At 34.8% G+C, this 15,913-nt stretch carries 14 protein-coding genes; 8 read left to right on the top strand and 6 right to left on the bottom strand.

All coding sequences use genetic code 11. From position 1 onward, the window contains the following. Positions 1-9 precede the first annotated feature (9 nt). From FLV_RS07965 to FLV_RS07980, 4 genes are all read right to left on the bottom strand, one after another. A complete protein-coding gene (locus tag FLV_RS07965) occupies positions 10-801 on the bottom strand; it encodes a gluconate 5-dehydrogenase (protein ID WP_243232681.1) in 792 nt (263 codons plus the stop codon). Between the two features lie 5 nt (positions 802-806). Further along, on the bottom strand, positions 807-1,646 hold the full coding sequence (kduI, locus tag FLV_RS07970) for a 5-dehydro-4-deoxy-D-glucuronate isomerase (RefSeq protein WP_243232683.1): 840 nt from the start codon (positions 1,644-1,646) through the stop codon (positions 807-809). 87 nt (positions 1,647-1,733) lie between these two features. Next, positions 1,734-3,050, bottom strand: coding sequence for an MFS transporter (locus FLV_RS07975; protein WP_243232685.1), 1,317 nt, complete (start codon positions 3,048-3,050; stop codon positions 1,734-1,736). A 45-nt stretch (positions 3,051-3,095) separates the two neighbouring features. Next, on the bottom strand, positions 3,096-4,541 hold the full coding sequence (locus FLV_RS07980) for an MFS transporter (protein WP_243232686.1): 1,446 nt from the start codon (positions 4,539-4,541) through the stop codon (positions 3,096-3,098). 451 nt (positions 4,542-4,992) lie between these two features. Between FLV_RS07980 and FLV_RS07985 the strand changes: the two genes are divergently transcribed. From FLV_RS07985 to FLV_RS08020, 8 genes are all read left to right on the top strand, one after another. Beyond that, positions 4,993-5,937, top strand: a complete 945-nt coding sequence (locus FLV_RS07985; RefSeq protein WP_243232687.1) for an alpha/beta hydrolase — start codon at positions 4,993-4,995, stop codon at positions 5,935-5,937. 360 nt (positions 5,938-6,297) lie between these two features. Continuing rightward, on the top strand, positions 6,298-6,888 hold the full coding sequence (locus FLV_RS07990; RefSeq protein ID WP_243232688.1) for a Crp/Fnr family transcriptional regulator: 591 nt from the start codon (positions 6,298-6,300) through the stop codon (positions 6,886-6,888). 83 nt (positions 6,889-6,971) lie between these two features. After that, entirely contained in the window at positions 6,972-7,598 is a 627-nt protein-coding gene (locus FLV_RS07995) for a DsbA family protein (RefSeq protein ID WP_243232689.1), read from the top strand. 105 nt (positions 7,599-7,703) lie between these two features. Further along, on the top strand, positions 7,704-8,543 hold the full coding sequence (locus FLV_RS08000; protein WP_243232690.1) for an MBL fold metallo-hydrolase: 840 nt from the start codon (positions 7,704-7,706) through the stop codon (positions 8,541-8,543). Positions 8,544-8,605: 62 nt separating this feature from the next. Next, positions 8,606-8,995 (top strand): nuclear transport factor 2 family protein, encoded by a 390-nt coding sequence (locus FLV_RS08005; RefSeq protein ID WP_243232691.1) that lies wholly within the window; start codon positions 8,606-8,608, stop codon positions 8,993-8,995. 74 nt (positions 8,996-9,069) lie between these two features. Then, positions 9,070-9,510 (top strand): MoaF-related domain-containing protein, encoded by a 441-nt coding sequence (locus FLV_RS08010; RefSeq protein ID WP_243232692.1) that lies wholly within the window; start codon positions 9,070-9,072, stop codon positions 9,508-9,510. A 382-nt stretch (positions 9,511-9,892) separates the two neighbouring features. Then, on the top strand, positions 9,893-10,192 hold the full coding sequence (locus FLV_RS08015; protein WP_243232693.1) for an ArsR/SmtB family transcription factor: 300 nt from the start codon (positions 9,893-9,895) through the stop codon (positions 10,190-10,192). Positions 10,193-10,198: 6 nt separating this feature from the next. Beyond that, positions 10,199-11,302 carry an NADH:flavin oxidoreductase gene (locus FLV_RS08020; RefSeq protein ID WP_243232695.1) on the top strand — a complete coding sequence of 368 codons (1,104 nt, stop codon included), beginning with the start codon at positions 10,199-10,201 and terminating at the stop codon, positions 11,300-11,302. Between the two features lie 97 nt (positions 11,303-11,399). Here the strand turns inward: FLV_RS08020 and FLV_RS08025 are convergent, their stop codons facing one another. Continuing rightward, positions 11,400-12,545: an acyltransferase family protein gene (locus FLV_RS08025; RefSeq protein ID WP_243232697.1), complete on the bottom strand. Its 1,146-nt coding sequence runs from the start codon at positions 12,543-12,545 to the stop codon at positions 11,400-11,402. Between the two features lie 811 nt (positions 12,546-13,356). After that, the gene (locus tag FLV_RS08030; RefSeq protein WP_243232698.1) at positions 13,357-15,807 is read right to left on the bottom strand and encodes a glycoside hydrolase family 3 C-terminal domain-containing protein; all 2,451 of its coding nucleotides are present in this window, start codon (positions 15,805-15,807) and stop codon (positions 13,357-13,359) included. Between the last annotated feature and the right edge of the window lie 106 nt (positions 15,808-15,913).

Here is a 15,913-nt window from a genome sequence, read left to right on the forward strand (position 1 = left end):
AATAGAAAATTAATCTTCGTTTGATGGTTTTCCAATTGTAGCAAGGATTCCGCCATCAACATATAAAATGTGACCGTTAACAAAATCACTGGCCTTGGAAGATAAAAATATTGCTGCACCGGCTAAATCTCCCGGATCTCCCCATTTTGCAGCAGGAGTCCTGCTAATGATAAAATCATTAAACGGATGTCCGTCAACTCTGATAGGTTTTGTTTGTTCTGTAGCAAAATAACCCGGTCCGATTCCGTTAATCTGAACATTATATTTTGCCCATTCTGTAGCCATGTTTTTAGTCAGCATTTTCAAACCTCCTTTTGCAGCAGCGTAAGCAGAAACAGTATTACGTCCTAATTCGCTCATCATCGAGCAAATGTTGATAATCTTTCCCTGTCTTCTTTCGATCATTCCTTTTGCAACATGTTTTGAAACAATAAAAGGACTTACCAGATCAATATCGATTACTTCTCTAAAGTCAGCAACTTCCATTTCCAACAAAGGAATTCTTTTGATAATTCCGGCATTGTTAATTAAAATAGCAATTGGCCCAACTTCGCTTTCAATTTTAGCAACAGCTGATTTAACCTCTTCTTCTTCCGTTACATTAAATTTATAACCAACCGCATTGATTCCTTCACTTTGAAGTGCTGCCACAGCATCATCAATTTTTTGCTGAGAAGAATTTCCGTTTACCACAATTGTTGCACCGGCCTGACCTAATCCTTTTGCCATTGCCATTCCCAATCCGTGAGTACTTCCTGTGATAAGGGCAACTTTTCCTTTTATATCAAATAAATCTATCATGATTCTTATCTTAAATCTGTGATTTTACAAACATCCATATCTCCATAATCTAAGTTTTCACCTGCCATCCCCCAGATAAAAGTATAATTACTTGTTCCAGAACCCGAGTGAATAGACCAAGGCGGAGAAATAACTGCCTGATGATTGTTCATCCAGATATGTCTTGTTTCCTGTGGCTGCCCCATGAAGTGACAAACCGCTTGATTTTCCGGAATATCAAGATAGAAATAAACTTCCATACGACGATCGTGTACGTGTGCCGGCATTGTATTCCAAACGCTTCCCGGACGCAATTCTGTCATACCCATCTGTAATTGACAAGTAGTCACTACACTTCCAATAATCATTTGGTTTACGGTACGATGATTTGCAGTTTCCATCGTTCCTAATTGTAATTTATTAGCTTCTTCCAAACTTACTTTTACAATTGGATAATTAGTATGTGCAGGAGCCGAATTTAAATAAAATTTTGCCGGATTATTTTTATCATCACTTTTAAAAATCACTTCTTTATTACCGCTTCCGATATACAAAGCATCTTTAAAACCCAACTCATAAGATGTTCCTTCAACAACAACAGAACCACTTCCTCCAACATTAATAATCCCTAATTCTCTTCGCTCTAAAAAATAAGGTGCTTTTAGCGGATCAATAGTTTCTAAAGCTAAATCTCCTTTTACAGGAACCGCAGAACCTGTAATATATCTGTCATAATGAGAATAAACCAGTACCACTTCATCTTCCTGCATCAAATCATCAATCAGAAACTCATTTCTTAATTCCTGAGTATCATATTTTTTTACGGCTTCCGGGCTTGATGCGTATCTTGAACTATATTTTGTCATAATTTTTATTTAATGTAATCGATTGCACAAAATTATATTTTTATATTTAAATATCATAATACAAATGAAAATTTATTTGTGTAATATCTACACTTCTACCTTTTTCATTCTTGGAACTAAAATATGCATGATAAGCCAGGCTAATAAATAAGCAGCTCCGCAGATACAAAACATAATAAAGTAACCTGTTTCAATTTTACCTAATTTAGTATAGTAAACAAACATATTTTTTTGCACCACTAAAGTAAGTAAAAATCCACCGACAGCTCCAAACATACCCCCTATTCCGGTAACTGATGCAGTTGCTTTTTTAGGAAACATATCAGATACTGTTGTAAAAATATTAGCACTCCAGGCCTGATGCGCTGAAACTGCTAACCCAATAACCAAAACAGCCAACCACATATTAATAGTTCCTAAATATTGAGAAAACAATACAGGCAAGACAGCAAATGCATACAACAACATACTTGTTTTACGAGCTTTATAAGCAGGCCAGTTTTTTTCAATTAATTTTAATGGAAGCCAGCCTCCAAAAACACTTCCAATACTTCCAATCACATAAACCAATGCACATGGCCAAATAATTTCAGTAGCCGAAAGTTTGTATTGTTTCATCAGGAAATCAGGCAACCAGAATAAATAAAACCACCAAATAGGATCTGTTAATAATTTTCCAATTGCAAAAGCCCAGGTTTGACGAAAAGTCAACAATTTAAACCAAGAAACCTTCTCTGTATCTTCTGCTTCAATTACATCAGTTTTATCAGCATTAATATATTCAAATTCTGCTTGCGACAAACGTTTTTGCTTTTCGGGTACTTCATATAAAACAAACCACAAGGCCAGCCATACAAAACCGATAATTCCGGTAGCAATGAAAGCCCATTGCCAGCCATAATTTTCAGCAATAAAAGGCACCGATAACGGAACAATTATAGCTCCAATATTACTTCCCGAATTAAAGATTCCTGTTGCCAAAGCACGCTCTTTTTGAGGAAACCATTCGGCTGTAGCTTTTATAGCCGCAGGAAAATTCCCTGCCTCTGTAATTCCTAAAAATATTCGCGCAATTATAAATCCTCCTGTACCCGTTGCAAATGCATGACCAACCGCTGCTAAACTCCATAAACCCGTTGCGATTGCATAACCTAATTTTGTACCTAGTTTATCAATAACTCCACCTGCAACCAGCATTCCAAATGCATAGGCAATTTTAAATGCCAATTCAATATTAGAATAATCTATTACCTCTTGTTCCGGAGTCCAATGAAAAGCCTCTGCCAAAAAAGGTCTTAGATAACTGATTACATTTCGATCTAAATAATTTACGGTAGTAGCAAAAAAAACGAGGCTACATATTGTCCAGCGATATTTCCCTATCGCTGCGTTGGTTTGGTTCATAATTTCGGTTGGTTTGGTTGGTTAGTCTAGTCAGCATAAATCTTTTTAAAGATCTGTAATAGGTGCATATTTCGGCACTAAAGATTTCATAACAATCCAGCCTGTTAAATAACAAACAGCACAGATTGAAAAAATAATAAAATATCCGGCTTCAATACCCTCAAAGCCCATAAATGACATATTTGTATCTTTACTGTAATCAAACAGTAATCCTGATCCTTTATTAATCAAAGTAGAACCAATACCCCCGGCTAAACCTCCAATACCTGTAATGGTTGCGATTGCTTTTTTAGGAAACATATCCCCTACAGTTGTAAAAATATTAGCAGACCATGATTGGTGAGCTGCTCCGGCAATACCGATAATGATTACCGGAATCCAGTAACTGATATACCCTAAAGGCTGTGCGATTAAAGCTAATAACGGAAAGAATGCAAAAATCAGCATCGCTCTCATTCTTCCTTCATAAGGATTCATACCTTTCTTTTCAACAAAATAAGTTGGAAGCCATCCTCCAATAATTGATAATAAAGTAATCATGTATAAAACAAATAAGGGCAAGGCAGCTTCTGTAGAATCCATTCCGTAAACCGAACTTAAATAAGCAGGAGTCCAGAACAAGAAGAACCACCAAACACCATCTGTCATGAATTTACCAAAAGCAAAAGCCCAGGTTTGTTTGTATTTAAAACAATCAGCAAGAGAAACCTTTGTTTTGGTTTCAGGCACATAACCTGCTATTTTACTGTCTGCAATATCATCTTGTTGAATATAAGCTAATTCTGCAGCGTTAACTTTTGGGTGTTTCTCAGGCTTGTCATACATAAAAACCCAAAATCCCATCCACACAAAACCTAAAGCTCCAATGATAATAAATGCCATTTCCCAACCAAAAGCCTTAGCAATGAAAGGAATAGTAATAGGCGCAGCCAAAGCTCCTACTGTTGCTCCGGCATTAAATATACTGGTTGAAAATGCTCTGTCTTTTTTAGGAAAATATTCGGCAGTGGTTTTAATTGCAGCAGGAAAATTCCCGGCTTCTCCAACAGCCAAAACAAAACGTGCAAAAATAAACAGGGTAACACTCACATTAATTACCAATGCTGTGTCATTTACTGTATGAATTGCATCTTTTGCACCTTCAAAACCTACAAACCAGTCTCCTGTGATAATACCTGAAGTTGCAATACCACAAAATGCATGTAAACACGCTCCTAAAGACCATATTCCAATAGCCCATAAAAATCCTTTTTTAGTATCCAGCCAATCCACAAATCTTCCTGCAAACAATAAAGAAACAGCATAAAAAATAGAAAACAACGCAGTAATGTTTCCATAATCATTATTCGTCCAGTGAAATTCTGGCGCAATAAAATCGCTCCACGTCAACGAAAGAACTTGTCTGTCTAAATAATTAATGGTTGTTGCAAAAAACAACAATGCGCAAATACTCCAGCGATAATTTCCAATAGATTTGTTGGTTTGACTCATAGTAACTATGTTTGTTTTGGTTATAAAAAACCTTTAAATTAATTTAAAAACTAATGTTTCTACATTTTATGTAAATCGATTTCGTTGTTAAATTAAAAAATTTCAAAAATAAATTAATTACAACAGAAACCGAATAATGTAATCGATTGCACAAATATAAGTTTAAATACTTATATTCCAAATAAATTACTTAAAAAATTATTTCACGCCACAAATTAAACATATATAGTAAAAAAACAGATATAATATTACATAATAAATAATACTTTTGTTAAATCAAACCCAGTTAAAAATTCTTTTAAAACATTGATATAATAACACATAAAACCTCTTATTGAGATTTTTTATTATTGATTTCTCAACAAAAAATCTCTTCTTTAAATTATACCTCAACTAATCATACAATACTCATGGAGTACTTAAGTATTTAAAAATCTAACACCTATTAAATTTGAAAACATTTGCAGAAATTAAATTAAAAAAGAGCTTGTATTTATCTTTTTCACTATTTGGAATCATCACTAATTTACATTCTCAAAATGAAATTTTACCTCTTTGGAATAAAATACCTGATGAAATTAACGCCCCTGATTACAAAGAAAAAGAAGATCTAAAAGAAGGCAAAATTCAACGAACAAGCTTCGTTACTGTTCCAACATTAAGTGTTTTTCTTCCAAAAGAAGCAAAATCCAATCAGACTGCAGTTCTTATTTTTCCCGGCGGCGGATATTCGCATTTATCAATGGACAAAGAAGGAACTAAAGTAGCTGAATGGTTAAATACTTTAGGAATCACTGCCTTTGTTTTAAAATATAGATTACCCAGCGATTTAATCATGAAAAACAAATCTGTTGGTCCCTTGCAAGATGCTCAGGAAGCTATTCGTTATATGAGGTCTAATGCCGTAAAATGGAACATTGATCCGAAAAAAATTGGCACAATAGGATTCTCTGCCGGGGGACATTTAGCATCAACTCTGGCAACACATTTTGATGACAAAGTATATGAATCAAATTTTAACACTAGTGCAAGACCAGACTTTTCAATACTGATTTATCCTGTGATATCAATGGAAAATAACATAACTCACAAAGGTTCACAAACTAATTTATTAGGTAAAGATCCGTCGCAGGCACTTATTGATAATTTTTCGAACGATAAAAAAATTACACCGCAAACACCCCCAACTTTTTTAGTACATGCTTCAGATGACAGTGCTGTTTTACCCGAAAACAGTATCAATTATTATTTGGGTTTAAAGAGAAAAAATATCCCTGCCGAATTACATATTTATGAAATTGGCGGTCATGGTTTTGGCTTGGGAGTAAAAGATACCAGTCAGTTTTGGACTAATGATTGTAAAGAATGGCTGAAAATTAATCATTATATTTTCTGAAAACAGATTGTTTGTCATAAATTGATCCCATAAACTGCCATCGAGATGGTTACCGTTACTTTAAAAACCTCACAAAATTAGAGTGCACAGAAAAGTTATGAGTACAACTGATTTTCGTAATTGCTTTATTTGTAGTCAGAAAATCTAACTCTCATAACCCAATAATTTGATCTCTAATAACCTACACGCCATCTTTTACTAAAAATTTCACACCAAAGAGGATTGAGACAATTTCGGTTCATATTCAAAAGAGATGCGCCTTCATGCTCTGCCTGTCAATAAATTTTGAACAGGGAGTTTGTAATGAAGCTAGTAAAGAAATATTTTTTTTAACTTTAATTCTTTTTATCCAAACCGAAAATGACAGATTTACTCAGCAAAAATATCAACTCGCACATTTCACTTTCAGAATCAGAAATAGGAGCATTCTGTGATTTGTTTGAGCATAAAACAGTTTCCCGAAAAAGTTTTCTGCTCAGGGAAGGAGAGATCTGCAAATTTGAAGGTTTTGTTACCAAAGGGCTTTTTCGGGTTTACCATATCGATCAGAATGGTTTTGAACAGATTCTCTATTTTGCAGCTGAAAACTGGTGGATAACAGATATAGACAGTTTCACTAATGAAATTCCTTCGCAGCTTTTTATAGAAGCGCTCGAAGACAGTGAGGTATTAATCATCTCCAAAAAAGATAAAGAGTCTGCTTATTCGAGCATACCCCAGATTGAAAAATTATTCAGGATCATGACGCAGAAAACACATGTAGCCCTGCAGCGCAGAATGATAGATAACCTGAGCAAGACAGCAGAAAAACGTTATATAGAATTTTTAGAAAAATATCCACAGATCGCGCAGCGTTTATCCAATATTCAAATAGCAGCTTATCTGGGAATTACCAATGTTTTTCTGAGCAACATCCGAAAGAAAATTACTTTAAACAAACAGCCTCAATAAAATATTTATTAAACTACTTTAATGTTTTGGAGATCGATTTGATCACATCTTTGCATAAGAATTTAATCATTAAGTTTAAAAAAATGAAATTAATTTATATAATGGATCCCCTTTGCGGCTGGTGTTATGGTAACAGTACAAATACCGCAAAACTGCACGAAAAATATAAAGATAAGTTTGATATTGATGTTCTGCCTGCCGGAATGTGGACTGGTACAAATGCCCGAAAACAATCTAAACATATAGCCGCTTATATCAAAAAACACGATCCGCAGATACAGCAGATTACAGGAACCGAATTTGGAAAAGATTATTTCAATTTTATAGAAAATGAAGATATTATTCTTGACAGCGAAGTTCCTTCAAGAGCTATTGTAACGGTAACTAAATTATGGACTTCAAAAGTTATTCCTTTTACAATTGAAGTTCAAAAAGCAAGATACTGGCAGGGTAAAGATTTAAATACCGATCAGACTTATCTGGAAATCTGCGATAAGCTCGATTTGGATAAAACAGAATTTTTAAAAGCATTTCACGGCGAAGAATTAAAAAAAGAAACACAGCAGACATTTGCTTTAGCGAATCAATATACAGGTTCATATCCTACTTTACTGGCACAAAAAGACGATAAATTATATATCCTGGAACAAGGTTACGCTTCTTTTGAAAATATTACAAAACAAATTGATGCACTGCTTTTATTAAACTAGTTTAATGTTTTGAGACCGTATAAGGCTTCATATTTGCATTGTTTTATTTGCTGTAAAAAGACAATTATCACATCACTTTTATTACTATTTTAATTTTTATATACTATGGAATCACAAGAAAAAAAATTTAAAAATATTGAAGCTGAAGATCTGAATCTGAAAGTTTTTAATGCATCAGAAAATAGTTTTGGCGTTGCCTCTGTAATTATCTCAGGAAAAAATGATTCCGTTTTGATCGATGCCCAATTTACTTTGGCTGAAGCCGAAATTGTGGCTGAAGAAATTAAAAACAGTGGCAAAAAACTGACCACTATTTTTGTTTCTCACGGCGATCCTGATTTTTATTTTGGATTGGAAATTTTTAAAAAGTATTTCCCGGAAGTTACTGCTTACGCTTCGCCTGCAACAGTAGAGCATATTAAAACAACTGCTCAAAAAAAATTAGAAGTCTGGGGCGAAAGATTAGGAAATAAAATTACATCAAATGTTATTCTTCCTCAGGTTTTAAAAGGAAACAGCATTGAATTAGAAGGTCATAAATTAGAAATCAAAGGTCTGGAATCTTTTCCAAATAAAACTTTTATCTGGATTCCGTCTATAAAAGCAGTTCTTGGCGGCATTACTATTTTTGGAACTACATTTAATCTCTGGATGGCAGATGCACAGACAAGCGAAGCGAGAAACAGCTGGATTTCGGTTTTAGACCAGATCACAGCTCTGAATCCTAAAATTGTTATTCCGGCGCATGCAGACACCAATTCGCCATTTGATATTTCTGCCGTAAATCACACAAAAGAATATATTCAATTTTATGAAGAAGCATTAAAAGTAAATAAAACTTCTGAGGATTTAATTCAGGCTGTGAAAACTCAATATCCGGGACTTACTTTCGAAACTGCACTGGCGATTGGAGCAAAAGTAAATACAGGAGAAATGAAATGGTAAATAACAGATACAGCCTGACATATAAAAAAATATTGACAGGCTGTTTTTAAAACAGAACAGCAATGACAAATCTTGAAATTATAAAAAGCACTTACGAAGGAAAAACCTCGGAAGAAAATGGCAAAAATCTGTCGGCATTCGCTGCCGATGAAATTTCATGGACAGAAGCCAAAGGTTTTCCCTATGCAGGAACTTATATTGGGTTAGAAAGTATTTTTAAAAATGTTTTTGCCAGATTGGGAAGTGAATGGATCGATTATAAATTTACGCCTGAAGATTATATTTGGCATGAAGATAAAGTTGCAGCCTATGGCACTTATAGCGGAACCTATAAAATTACAGGAAAATCATTTGAAGCGAGGGTGGTTCATATCTGGAAACTTAAAGAAGGTAAAATCATCAGTTTTGAGCAGTTTGTTGACAGTCAGCTTGTAAATGATGCGATACAATAAAGTTGCAGGTCTCTTATTTGATAAAATTTATCCTTTAAAAATTAAATTTAAATTTAACTTTAAAACAACTCAAAATGAATCTAAAATTAATTACCCTTTTAGCCTTTATTACAATAAGTACTGTTTCTTGTAATCAAAAGTCAGATAAAGCAGAAGTTACAGAATCTGTAAAAGATATAAATATTGAAACAGCTTCCTTAACAGGTAAAAAAGCAAAACTAATTTATCCGGAATTTGAAGCTGAAGTATATTATACATCCGAGAAAAGTCTGCACTGGAAAACAAGAGATGAGTCGGGAAAAACAGCCGAAGGAGATGAGAATGTAAGCTATAAAAAAATTGGAGAATCTCAGTTTTTTCTAAACTGGATAGAAAAAGACGGTGTAACAGTAAGCCAGGTCATAGACACCAAAAAAGGCACAGTAAGCGTTTTTTTATCTTATAATGATGATAAAAGCAGCAGAGGCAAACGTTCTGCAGATTTTATAGAAGGTAAATGGCAGGAAATTAAATAATTTGAAGGTTTTGCTCTTTAATAATTAAATTTACAACATAATGATTTATAAGAGGGTTCTGCATACTTCTTATTTTGTAAAAGCAAAGAAGTATGCGGATTCATATCAATCTTTAATTTCTTGCTTTATACCTTTTCAAATAATAAATATCATGCAAATGCAGGATTGATATCTAAACTTTGGAAAATGCCTTTACCGAATATATTGAATGCTTATGTCCATAATTATGCATTTTCTGTGAAGCGCAACACTCTCTTTTTGGAAGTGAATATTCCACTTCTCAACAGAGTTAACAACTTTTATTTATTCTAATCCAAATACACTAATCGTAAAATTATTTTTAATTAATTGACATATCGGGAAAAGTCGATATATTTGCATCATGGAACAAATTGAAATTTTTAAGGCATTGTCTAACAAGTCCAGATTACAAATGCTGGAATGGCTAAAAGAACCTGAACTCAACTTCCCGGATCAAATTACTGCAGGATTTGAACATGGGGTTTGTGTTGGGCAAATTCAAGCCAAAGCAGGTCTTACACAATCTACAGTTTCTGAATACTTGTCTATTTTGCAACGTGCAGGATTTATAGAATCTAAACGTGTTGGACAATGGACCTACTACAAACGCAACGAAGGTGCCTTTGAAGCACTCAGTAAATTAATTCAATCTAATTTGTAAATTACTATGAGTACAAACAACCTGTTTTCTCCATTTAACTTAAAAACGTTAAATCTAAAAAACCGAATCGTAATGGCGCCAATGACGCGCTCATTCTCTCCAAACGGAATTCCAACTGATGAAGTCGCTGCTTATTACCAAAAAAGAGCCGAGGGTGAAGTTGGGTTAATATTATCTGAAGGAACTGTTATTGACAGACCTTCATCATCAAACGATGCAAACGTACCTCACTTTTATGGCGAAGCTTTAAAAGGATGGGAAAAAGTTATTGATGAAGTGCATACAGCCGGTGGTTCTATGGGACCGCAAATCTGGCACATGGGAATTATGGATAATCATCACTCCGGATGGGTTCCTCCAGTACCTTTTGAAGGTCCGTCAGGATTAAACAGACCTGATTTCAGTAATGGAAATACAATGTCTGAAAAAGATATCGAAGAAACAATTCTAGCTTTTGGAAAAGCTGCAGCTGATGCAAAAAGATTAGGTTTTGATACCATTGAAATTCATGGTGCACACGGGTATTTGATTGACCAGTTTTTTAGAGCTGAAACCAATTTGCGTGACGATATTTATGGTGGAAAAACTTTACCGGAGCGTAATCGTTTTGCTATTGAAGTAGTCAAGGAAATCAGAAAACAAGTGGGTAATGATTTTGCCGTGATTATGCGATTCTCTCAATTTAAACCTTCTGATTACAATTATAAACTGGCAAAAAATCCACAGGAATTAGAAGCCTGGCTTACACCTCTTGTTGATGCGGGAGTTGATATTTTACACTGTTCTCAGCGACGTTTCTGGGAACCTGAGTTCGAAGATTCTGACCTTAACTTTGCCGGATGGGCTAAAAAAGTTACAGGAGCTCCAACCATCACAGTAGGATCTGTTGGTCTTTCAAGTGATTTCTTTGGTGCATTTGCAGGAGAAAGTTCTGAGCCAACTTCTTTGGAAGAATTAAACAGACGTTTCGACAGAGGTGATTTTGATTTGGTTGCCGTTGGAAGACCTCTTTTGTCAGATCCAAACTGGGTGGCTAAAATTAAAGCCGGAAAAACTACTGAATTAAAAGGTTTTAGCAAAGAAGCCTTGGGAGCATTGGTTTTAGAATAAATCTGTAGAAATTTTTATATTAAAAAGAAGGGATGACAAATATGTTCATCCCTTTTTTAATATCTCTTAAAGTTATAAAATTCAAATCGAATATTTTTTATTCTGCAACAACAACTTTACGTTTTTGGAATTTATTCTGGAGCCAATTTCTAACCGGTTCATCATATAATTTCAAACATAAAAAAGCGATGATTATACTCATAACTAAAACTCCTATTCCTACTAAATACCCATCCGCTAATAAAATTTTATTATCTACAACCCAGGCAGAATACCAATAAATCAAAGGATAATGTATAATGTAAAGCGGGTATGAAATATCGCCCAAAGCTTTACAGATTTTAAGTGATAATTGATTTTTTATTTCGCCTCCGGCACCAATTGATACGATCAGAGGAAACACAAGAATAATACAAAAAGATTCATACAGACCATTCATCCAAAGACTGTTTTCGTCTCCAATTCTCGGAATCGCCAAAACAATTGCAATTAATAAGCTACATACCCAAAAAGCTCCTTTTATATGGATTAATTTTCCTAAACGGGAAAGTAAAATTCCGGCAAAGAAAGGATACAACAAACGTGTAAAACCGATATTCATTTGTTCAAGATTTAACGACCATCCGCCAATGACATCGCCTTTTGGTCCCAAAACAGTGTAATTAATCAGCATTCCGGCAAATAGTAAAACAAAAATACCAAGTACTTTATTTGAAAATTTACGGAATAACAAAGCGTATAAAATATTGGCAATATATTCGAAAAAAAGTGACCAGGCGGGCCCGTCAAGCGGATGCATTTCACTCCAGCCTCTAATATCCATTGATGGAGGAACAGGAATCAGTGTAAATCCAATTAGCATCACTAACAGTAATTTCCATACCGGCATTCCGGCAATTTCCGGGAACAAATTATCCGAAGCCTGAAAATAATACAAAGCTGCCCCAATGATCATTCCCATAATCACCATAGGCTGCAAGCGGATTAAACGTCTTTTGTAAAATTCCCATTGCGTCATTTTTTCCCAACGGTCATCATACGCATAGGCTACAACAAATCCGGATAACAGGAAAAAGAAATCTACGGCAAGATAACCGTGATTGATAATTTGTTTAAAACGGTTTCCTAATGCAAATGTTTCGAAAACATGAAATGCAACTACTAAAATAGCTGCTACTCCACGCAGTCCGTCTAAAATTTCATAATGTTTTTTTGGTTTGATTTCATTAAAAGTTAAACTCATAAAAATATTTTTTGGTGGTTAGATTGTTAGTTTTATTTTTTGGCGGAATCTAAAATAGCTAAATTAAACTGAAGTTTTTTAACAACCAGAAAATTAGTTTTTATGATTTCGAAAAATCGCTCTTAATTCCTGAGCATACAGAAAAGTCTCTCTTTTCGGAAAAGCTTTAAAAAAGCGATTAAATAAAGTTTTTTGGTTCTTCGCCATAATTAATGGAAAATCAATTTTCGGCAGCTACGGAATTTGCTAAATCTGCCAAATCTGCGGGATAAATTTTAAATTACTTCCCGCAGATTTAGCGGATTTAGCAGATTTTTTTATGTTTCACTGAGAAATTGTCTTTTTTGAAATCCACTGTTTTAGGCGAAGAGCCAGTTTTTTTTAAACCCGTTGGGTGTAATTATTAAAAACGTCAGTTCGAGGTTTAATTTTTAAAAAAAAAAGCAATATAAGATGACGTTTATTTTGTCAGGCTGAGCGGAGTCAAAGCCCTAGTTAAACAAAAACGTCATAGGTAGAACCGTTTTTAATGATAATTTTTCTGTTCTCAATACCATCCCGATGAAAAATCGGGATCACTCGTGCTGACAAAAAATTATCGTCAGAAACGAATTACACCCAATGTTTTTTTTAAATTATTTTAGTCAAATTTGATTTTCTGTGACTGCAAGGAGGATAATAATTAAAAAAAGAGCGAAAACACAATATTTTCGCTCTTTTTTATTTTTTCAATTCTACTTATTTGAAGAACTTTTTCAATGCTATTTGATGCATCAGTCCTTCATTTTTTAACCAACAAAATTGTAATTCATTACGGCTTAAGCTCTGTGAATTTAGAATCTAATTCAAATGCTTTTTTAACCTTTTCGACCGTAATCTCTTTAGCAACTGAAAATTCAGCTGTATTTTTTATATCTAATGAAGATGCTCCAACAAGTACTTTATAAGTTCCTGCCTCAGCAATCCAGGCACTTTTACTTTCTAAAAACGAAGCCAGATCTTTTGGATTAAGTATCAATTGCAAAGTCTGACTTTCGCCAGGTTTTAGTTCTTTTGTTTTTGCAAAAGCTTTCAATTCTTCTTTTGGTTTATCAATTGATTTTGCCGGAGCCGAAAGATATAATTGTACGACTTCTTTCCCTGCTGCTTTTCCGGTATTTTTTACCGTTACAGAAACCGTCAGATTATCTTTAAAAGTTGAAGAACTTAATTTTATACCTGAATAATCAAATGTTGTGTACGAAGTTCCGAATCCGAATTCATAAGAAGGTTTAACATTAAAGGTATTAAAATAACGGTATCCAACATAAACGCCTTCTTCGTAAGTTACCTCTTTCGGATTATCAACTGGAAATCCGGGGAAGTTTTTAGCCGATGGTGTATCGGAATATTTCACAGGAAAAGTCATGGTTAATTTTCCTGATGGATTAATTTTTCCGGAAACCACATCAGCAACTGAATGTCCGCCTTCCTGACCAGGCTGCCAGGCCAGTAAAATTGCATCTGCTTTATCTTTCCAGGAAGCAGTTTCGATCACGCCGCCAATATTTAAAATAACGACAACTTTCTTTCCTTTGGCATGAAATGCTTTTGAAATTTTGTCCAGCATTTCAATCTCTTCATTTGCCATATTGAAATCATTATCGACAACTCTGTCTCCTCCTTCTCCGGAATTCCTTCCTAAAGTTACAAATGCAATTTCTGAACTTGCCGCTTTTTTAGCAAAGAAAGCATCGTCCATTTTTAGTTCAGGAAGCCTTTCCGGCAAAGCCAAAACTCCTCTCGCTCTTCTTCTTTCCTTTTCAGCAACAACTTCTTTTTCAGCGTGAGGTTTATACAAATCAACCAATTCTTTATCTAATTTATAACCCGCTGCGGTTAAACCTTCTAAAAGAGAAACGGTGTGTTTATTATTTACGCTTCCGCTCCCTGTTCCTCCTGTAATCCAGGCGTAGGAAGTAACTCCAAATACCGAAACCTCTTTTTGTTTATCTGCAAAAGGCAAAGCATTGTTTGTATTTTTAAGCAAAACCATTCCTTCAGCAGCAGCATTTCTTGTTACCTCAGCATTTTTAGTCAGGTTTGGTTTATCGCTGTATTTATATTTTGCAAAAGTGGGTGTACGGAAAACATATTCTAAAATTCTTTTCACATTTACATTTGCTACTTCCTGCGATAATTTCCCAGAATCTAAGGCAGCCAACAAAGCTTTTTTCTGAACTGGAATTCCCGGCATCAATAAGTCATTTCCGGCAATCATTTGCTGTACAACATCAGAGTTTGAACCTTTTGAAATGGTTTCAAAACCCGGAAAACCGCCAAACCAATCAGTCATTACAATTCCTTTAAAACCCCATTCGTCTCTTAAAACCTGAGTTAAAAGATCTTTTCTGTCAGACGTATAAGTTCCGTTCAGTTTATTATAGGAAGACATTACCGTCCACGGCTGCGATTCTTTAACCGTAATTTCAAAACCTTTTAAATACAATTCTCTAATAGCTCTTTCAGAAACGTGTGCATTGATCGTTAAACGGTTGCTTTCTTCATTATTTACAGCAAAATGTTTAATAGAAGTTCCCACGCCCTGCGACTGAATTCCGTTTACGATGGCTGCTGCCGTTTTCCCTGAAATCAATGGATCTTCAGAATAATATTCGAAGTTTCTTCCGTTCAATGGATTTCTGTGAATATTCAAAGCCGGCGCTAATAAAACATCAACTCCATATTCTTTTACTTCATTCCCCATTGCTTTACCCACTTCTTCCAAAAGTGCTTTATTCCAGGTTGAAGCCAAAGCTGTTCCAACCGGAAATGCCGTTGCATAATAGGTTTTCGAATCATTTTCTCTCGTTGGCGCAATTCTTAAACCTGCCGGACCATCGGCTACAACCGTAGCAGGAATTCCGAAACGCTCAAAAGCAGCAGTTCCGCCGGCAGCTCCCGGAACCAAACCTTGCTTAGAGTCCCCCACAGGCCCTGTCAAAACTTCGATTCCCGGCATACCAGTTCCAATCAGTAAATCTACTTTTTCTGCATTGGTCATTTGTTTGATAATCGCATCAATTCTTTGATTATCAGAAAGACGTGTATCTTCCCAAATATCTAATTTTCCGTTTCTGTTGAAATCGAAAAATTTAAATCCTTTGACAGTCAAAACTGGTGGATTCGTTTCGTCATTCGGAATTGTATTCCAAGACAAATTAGAAAGCACCAACGCTGTTAAAAGCGTAACTCTGGCTGTTTTTATAATTGTATGTTTCATAATATATAGTTTTAAATAGTTTTTTATTAATTTAAACCCGTTGGGTGTAATCGTTTTTGATGATAATTTTTCGTCAGTTCGAGTGATCCCGATTTTTCATCGGGAT

It is taken from the genome of Flavobacterium pectinovorum, from assembly GCF_022802975.1.
In the GTDB taxonomy this organism is placed as follows: Bacteria; Bacteroidota; Bacteroidia; order Flavobacteriales; family Flavobacteriaceae; genus Flavobacterium; species Flavobacterium pectinovorum_B.

What these genes read in the sequence shown, in the direction of transcription:
- FLV_RS07965 (WP_243232681.1), bottom strand. Translation starts at nt 801, where the DNA reads ATGATAGATTTATTTGATATAAAAGGAAAAGTTGCCCTTATCACAGGA.
- kduI (WP_243232683.1), bottom strand. Translation starts at nt 1,646, where the DNA reads ATGACAAAATATAGTTCAAGATACGCATCAAGCCCGGAAGCCGTAAAA.
- FLV_RS07975 (WP_243232685.1), bottom strand. Translation starts at nt 3,050, where the DNA reads ATGAACCAAACCAACGCAGCGATAGGGAAATATCGCTGGACAATATGT.
- FLV_RS07980 (WP_243232686.1), bottom strand. Translation starts at nt 4,541, where the DNA reads ATGAGTCAAACCAACAAATCTATTGGAAATTATCGCTGGAGTATTTGC.
- FLV_RS07990 (WP_243232688.1), top strand. Translation starts at nt 6,298, where the DNA reads ATGACAGATTTACTCAGCAAAAATATCAACTCGCACATTTCACTTTCA.
- FLV_RS07995 (WP_243232689.1), top strand. Translation starts at nt 6,972, where the DNA reads ATGAAATTAATTTATATAATGGATCCCCTTTGCGGCTGGTGTTATGGT.
- FLV_RS08000 (WP_243232690.1), top strand. Translation starts at nt 7,704, where the DNA reads ATGGAATCACAAGAAAAAAAATTTAAAAATATTGAAGCTGAAGATCTG.
- FLV_RS08005 (WP_243232691.1), top strand. Translation starts at nt 8,606, where the DNA reads ATGACAAATCTTGAAATTATAAAAAGCACTTACGAAGGAAAAACCTCG.
- FLV_RS08010 (WP_243232692.1), top strand. Translation starts at nt 9,070, where the DNA reads ATGAATCTAAAATTAATTACCCTTTTAGCCTTTATTACAATAAGTACT.
- FLV_RS08015 (WP_243232693.1), top strand. Translation starts at nt 9,893, where the DNA reads ATGGAACAAATTGAAATTTTTAAGGCATTGTCTAACAAGTCCAGATTA.
- FLV_RS08020 (WP_243232695.1), top strand. Translation starts at nt 10,199, where the DNA reads ATGAGTACAAACAACCTGTTTTCTCCATTTAACTTAAAAACGTTAAAT.
- FLV_RS08025 (WP_243232697.1), bottom strand. Translation starts at nt 12,545, where the DNA reads ATGAGTTTAACTTTTAATGAAATCAAACCAAAAAAACATTATGAAATT.
- FLV_RS08030 (WP_243232698.1), bottom strand. Translation starts at nt 15,807, where the DNA reads ATGAAACATACAATTATAAAAACAGCCAGAGTTACGCTTTTAACAGCG.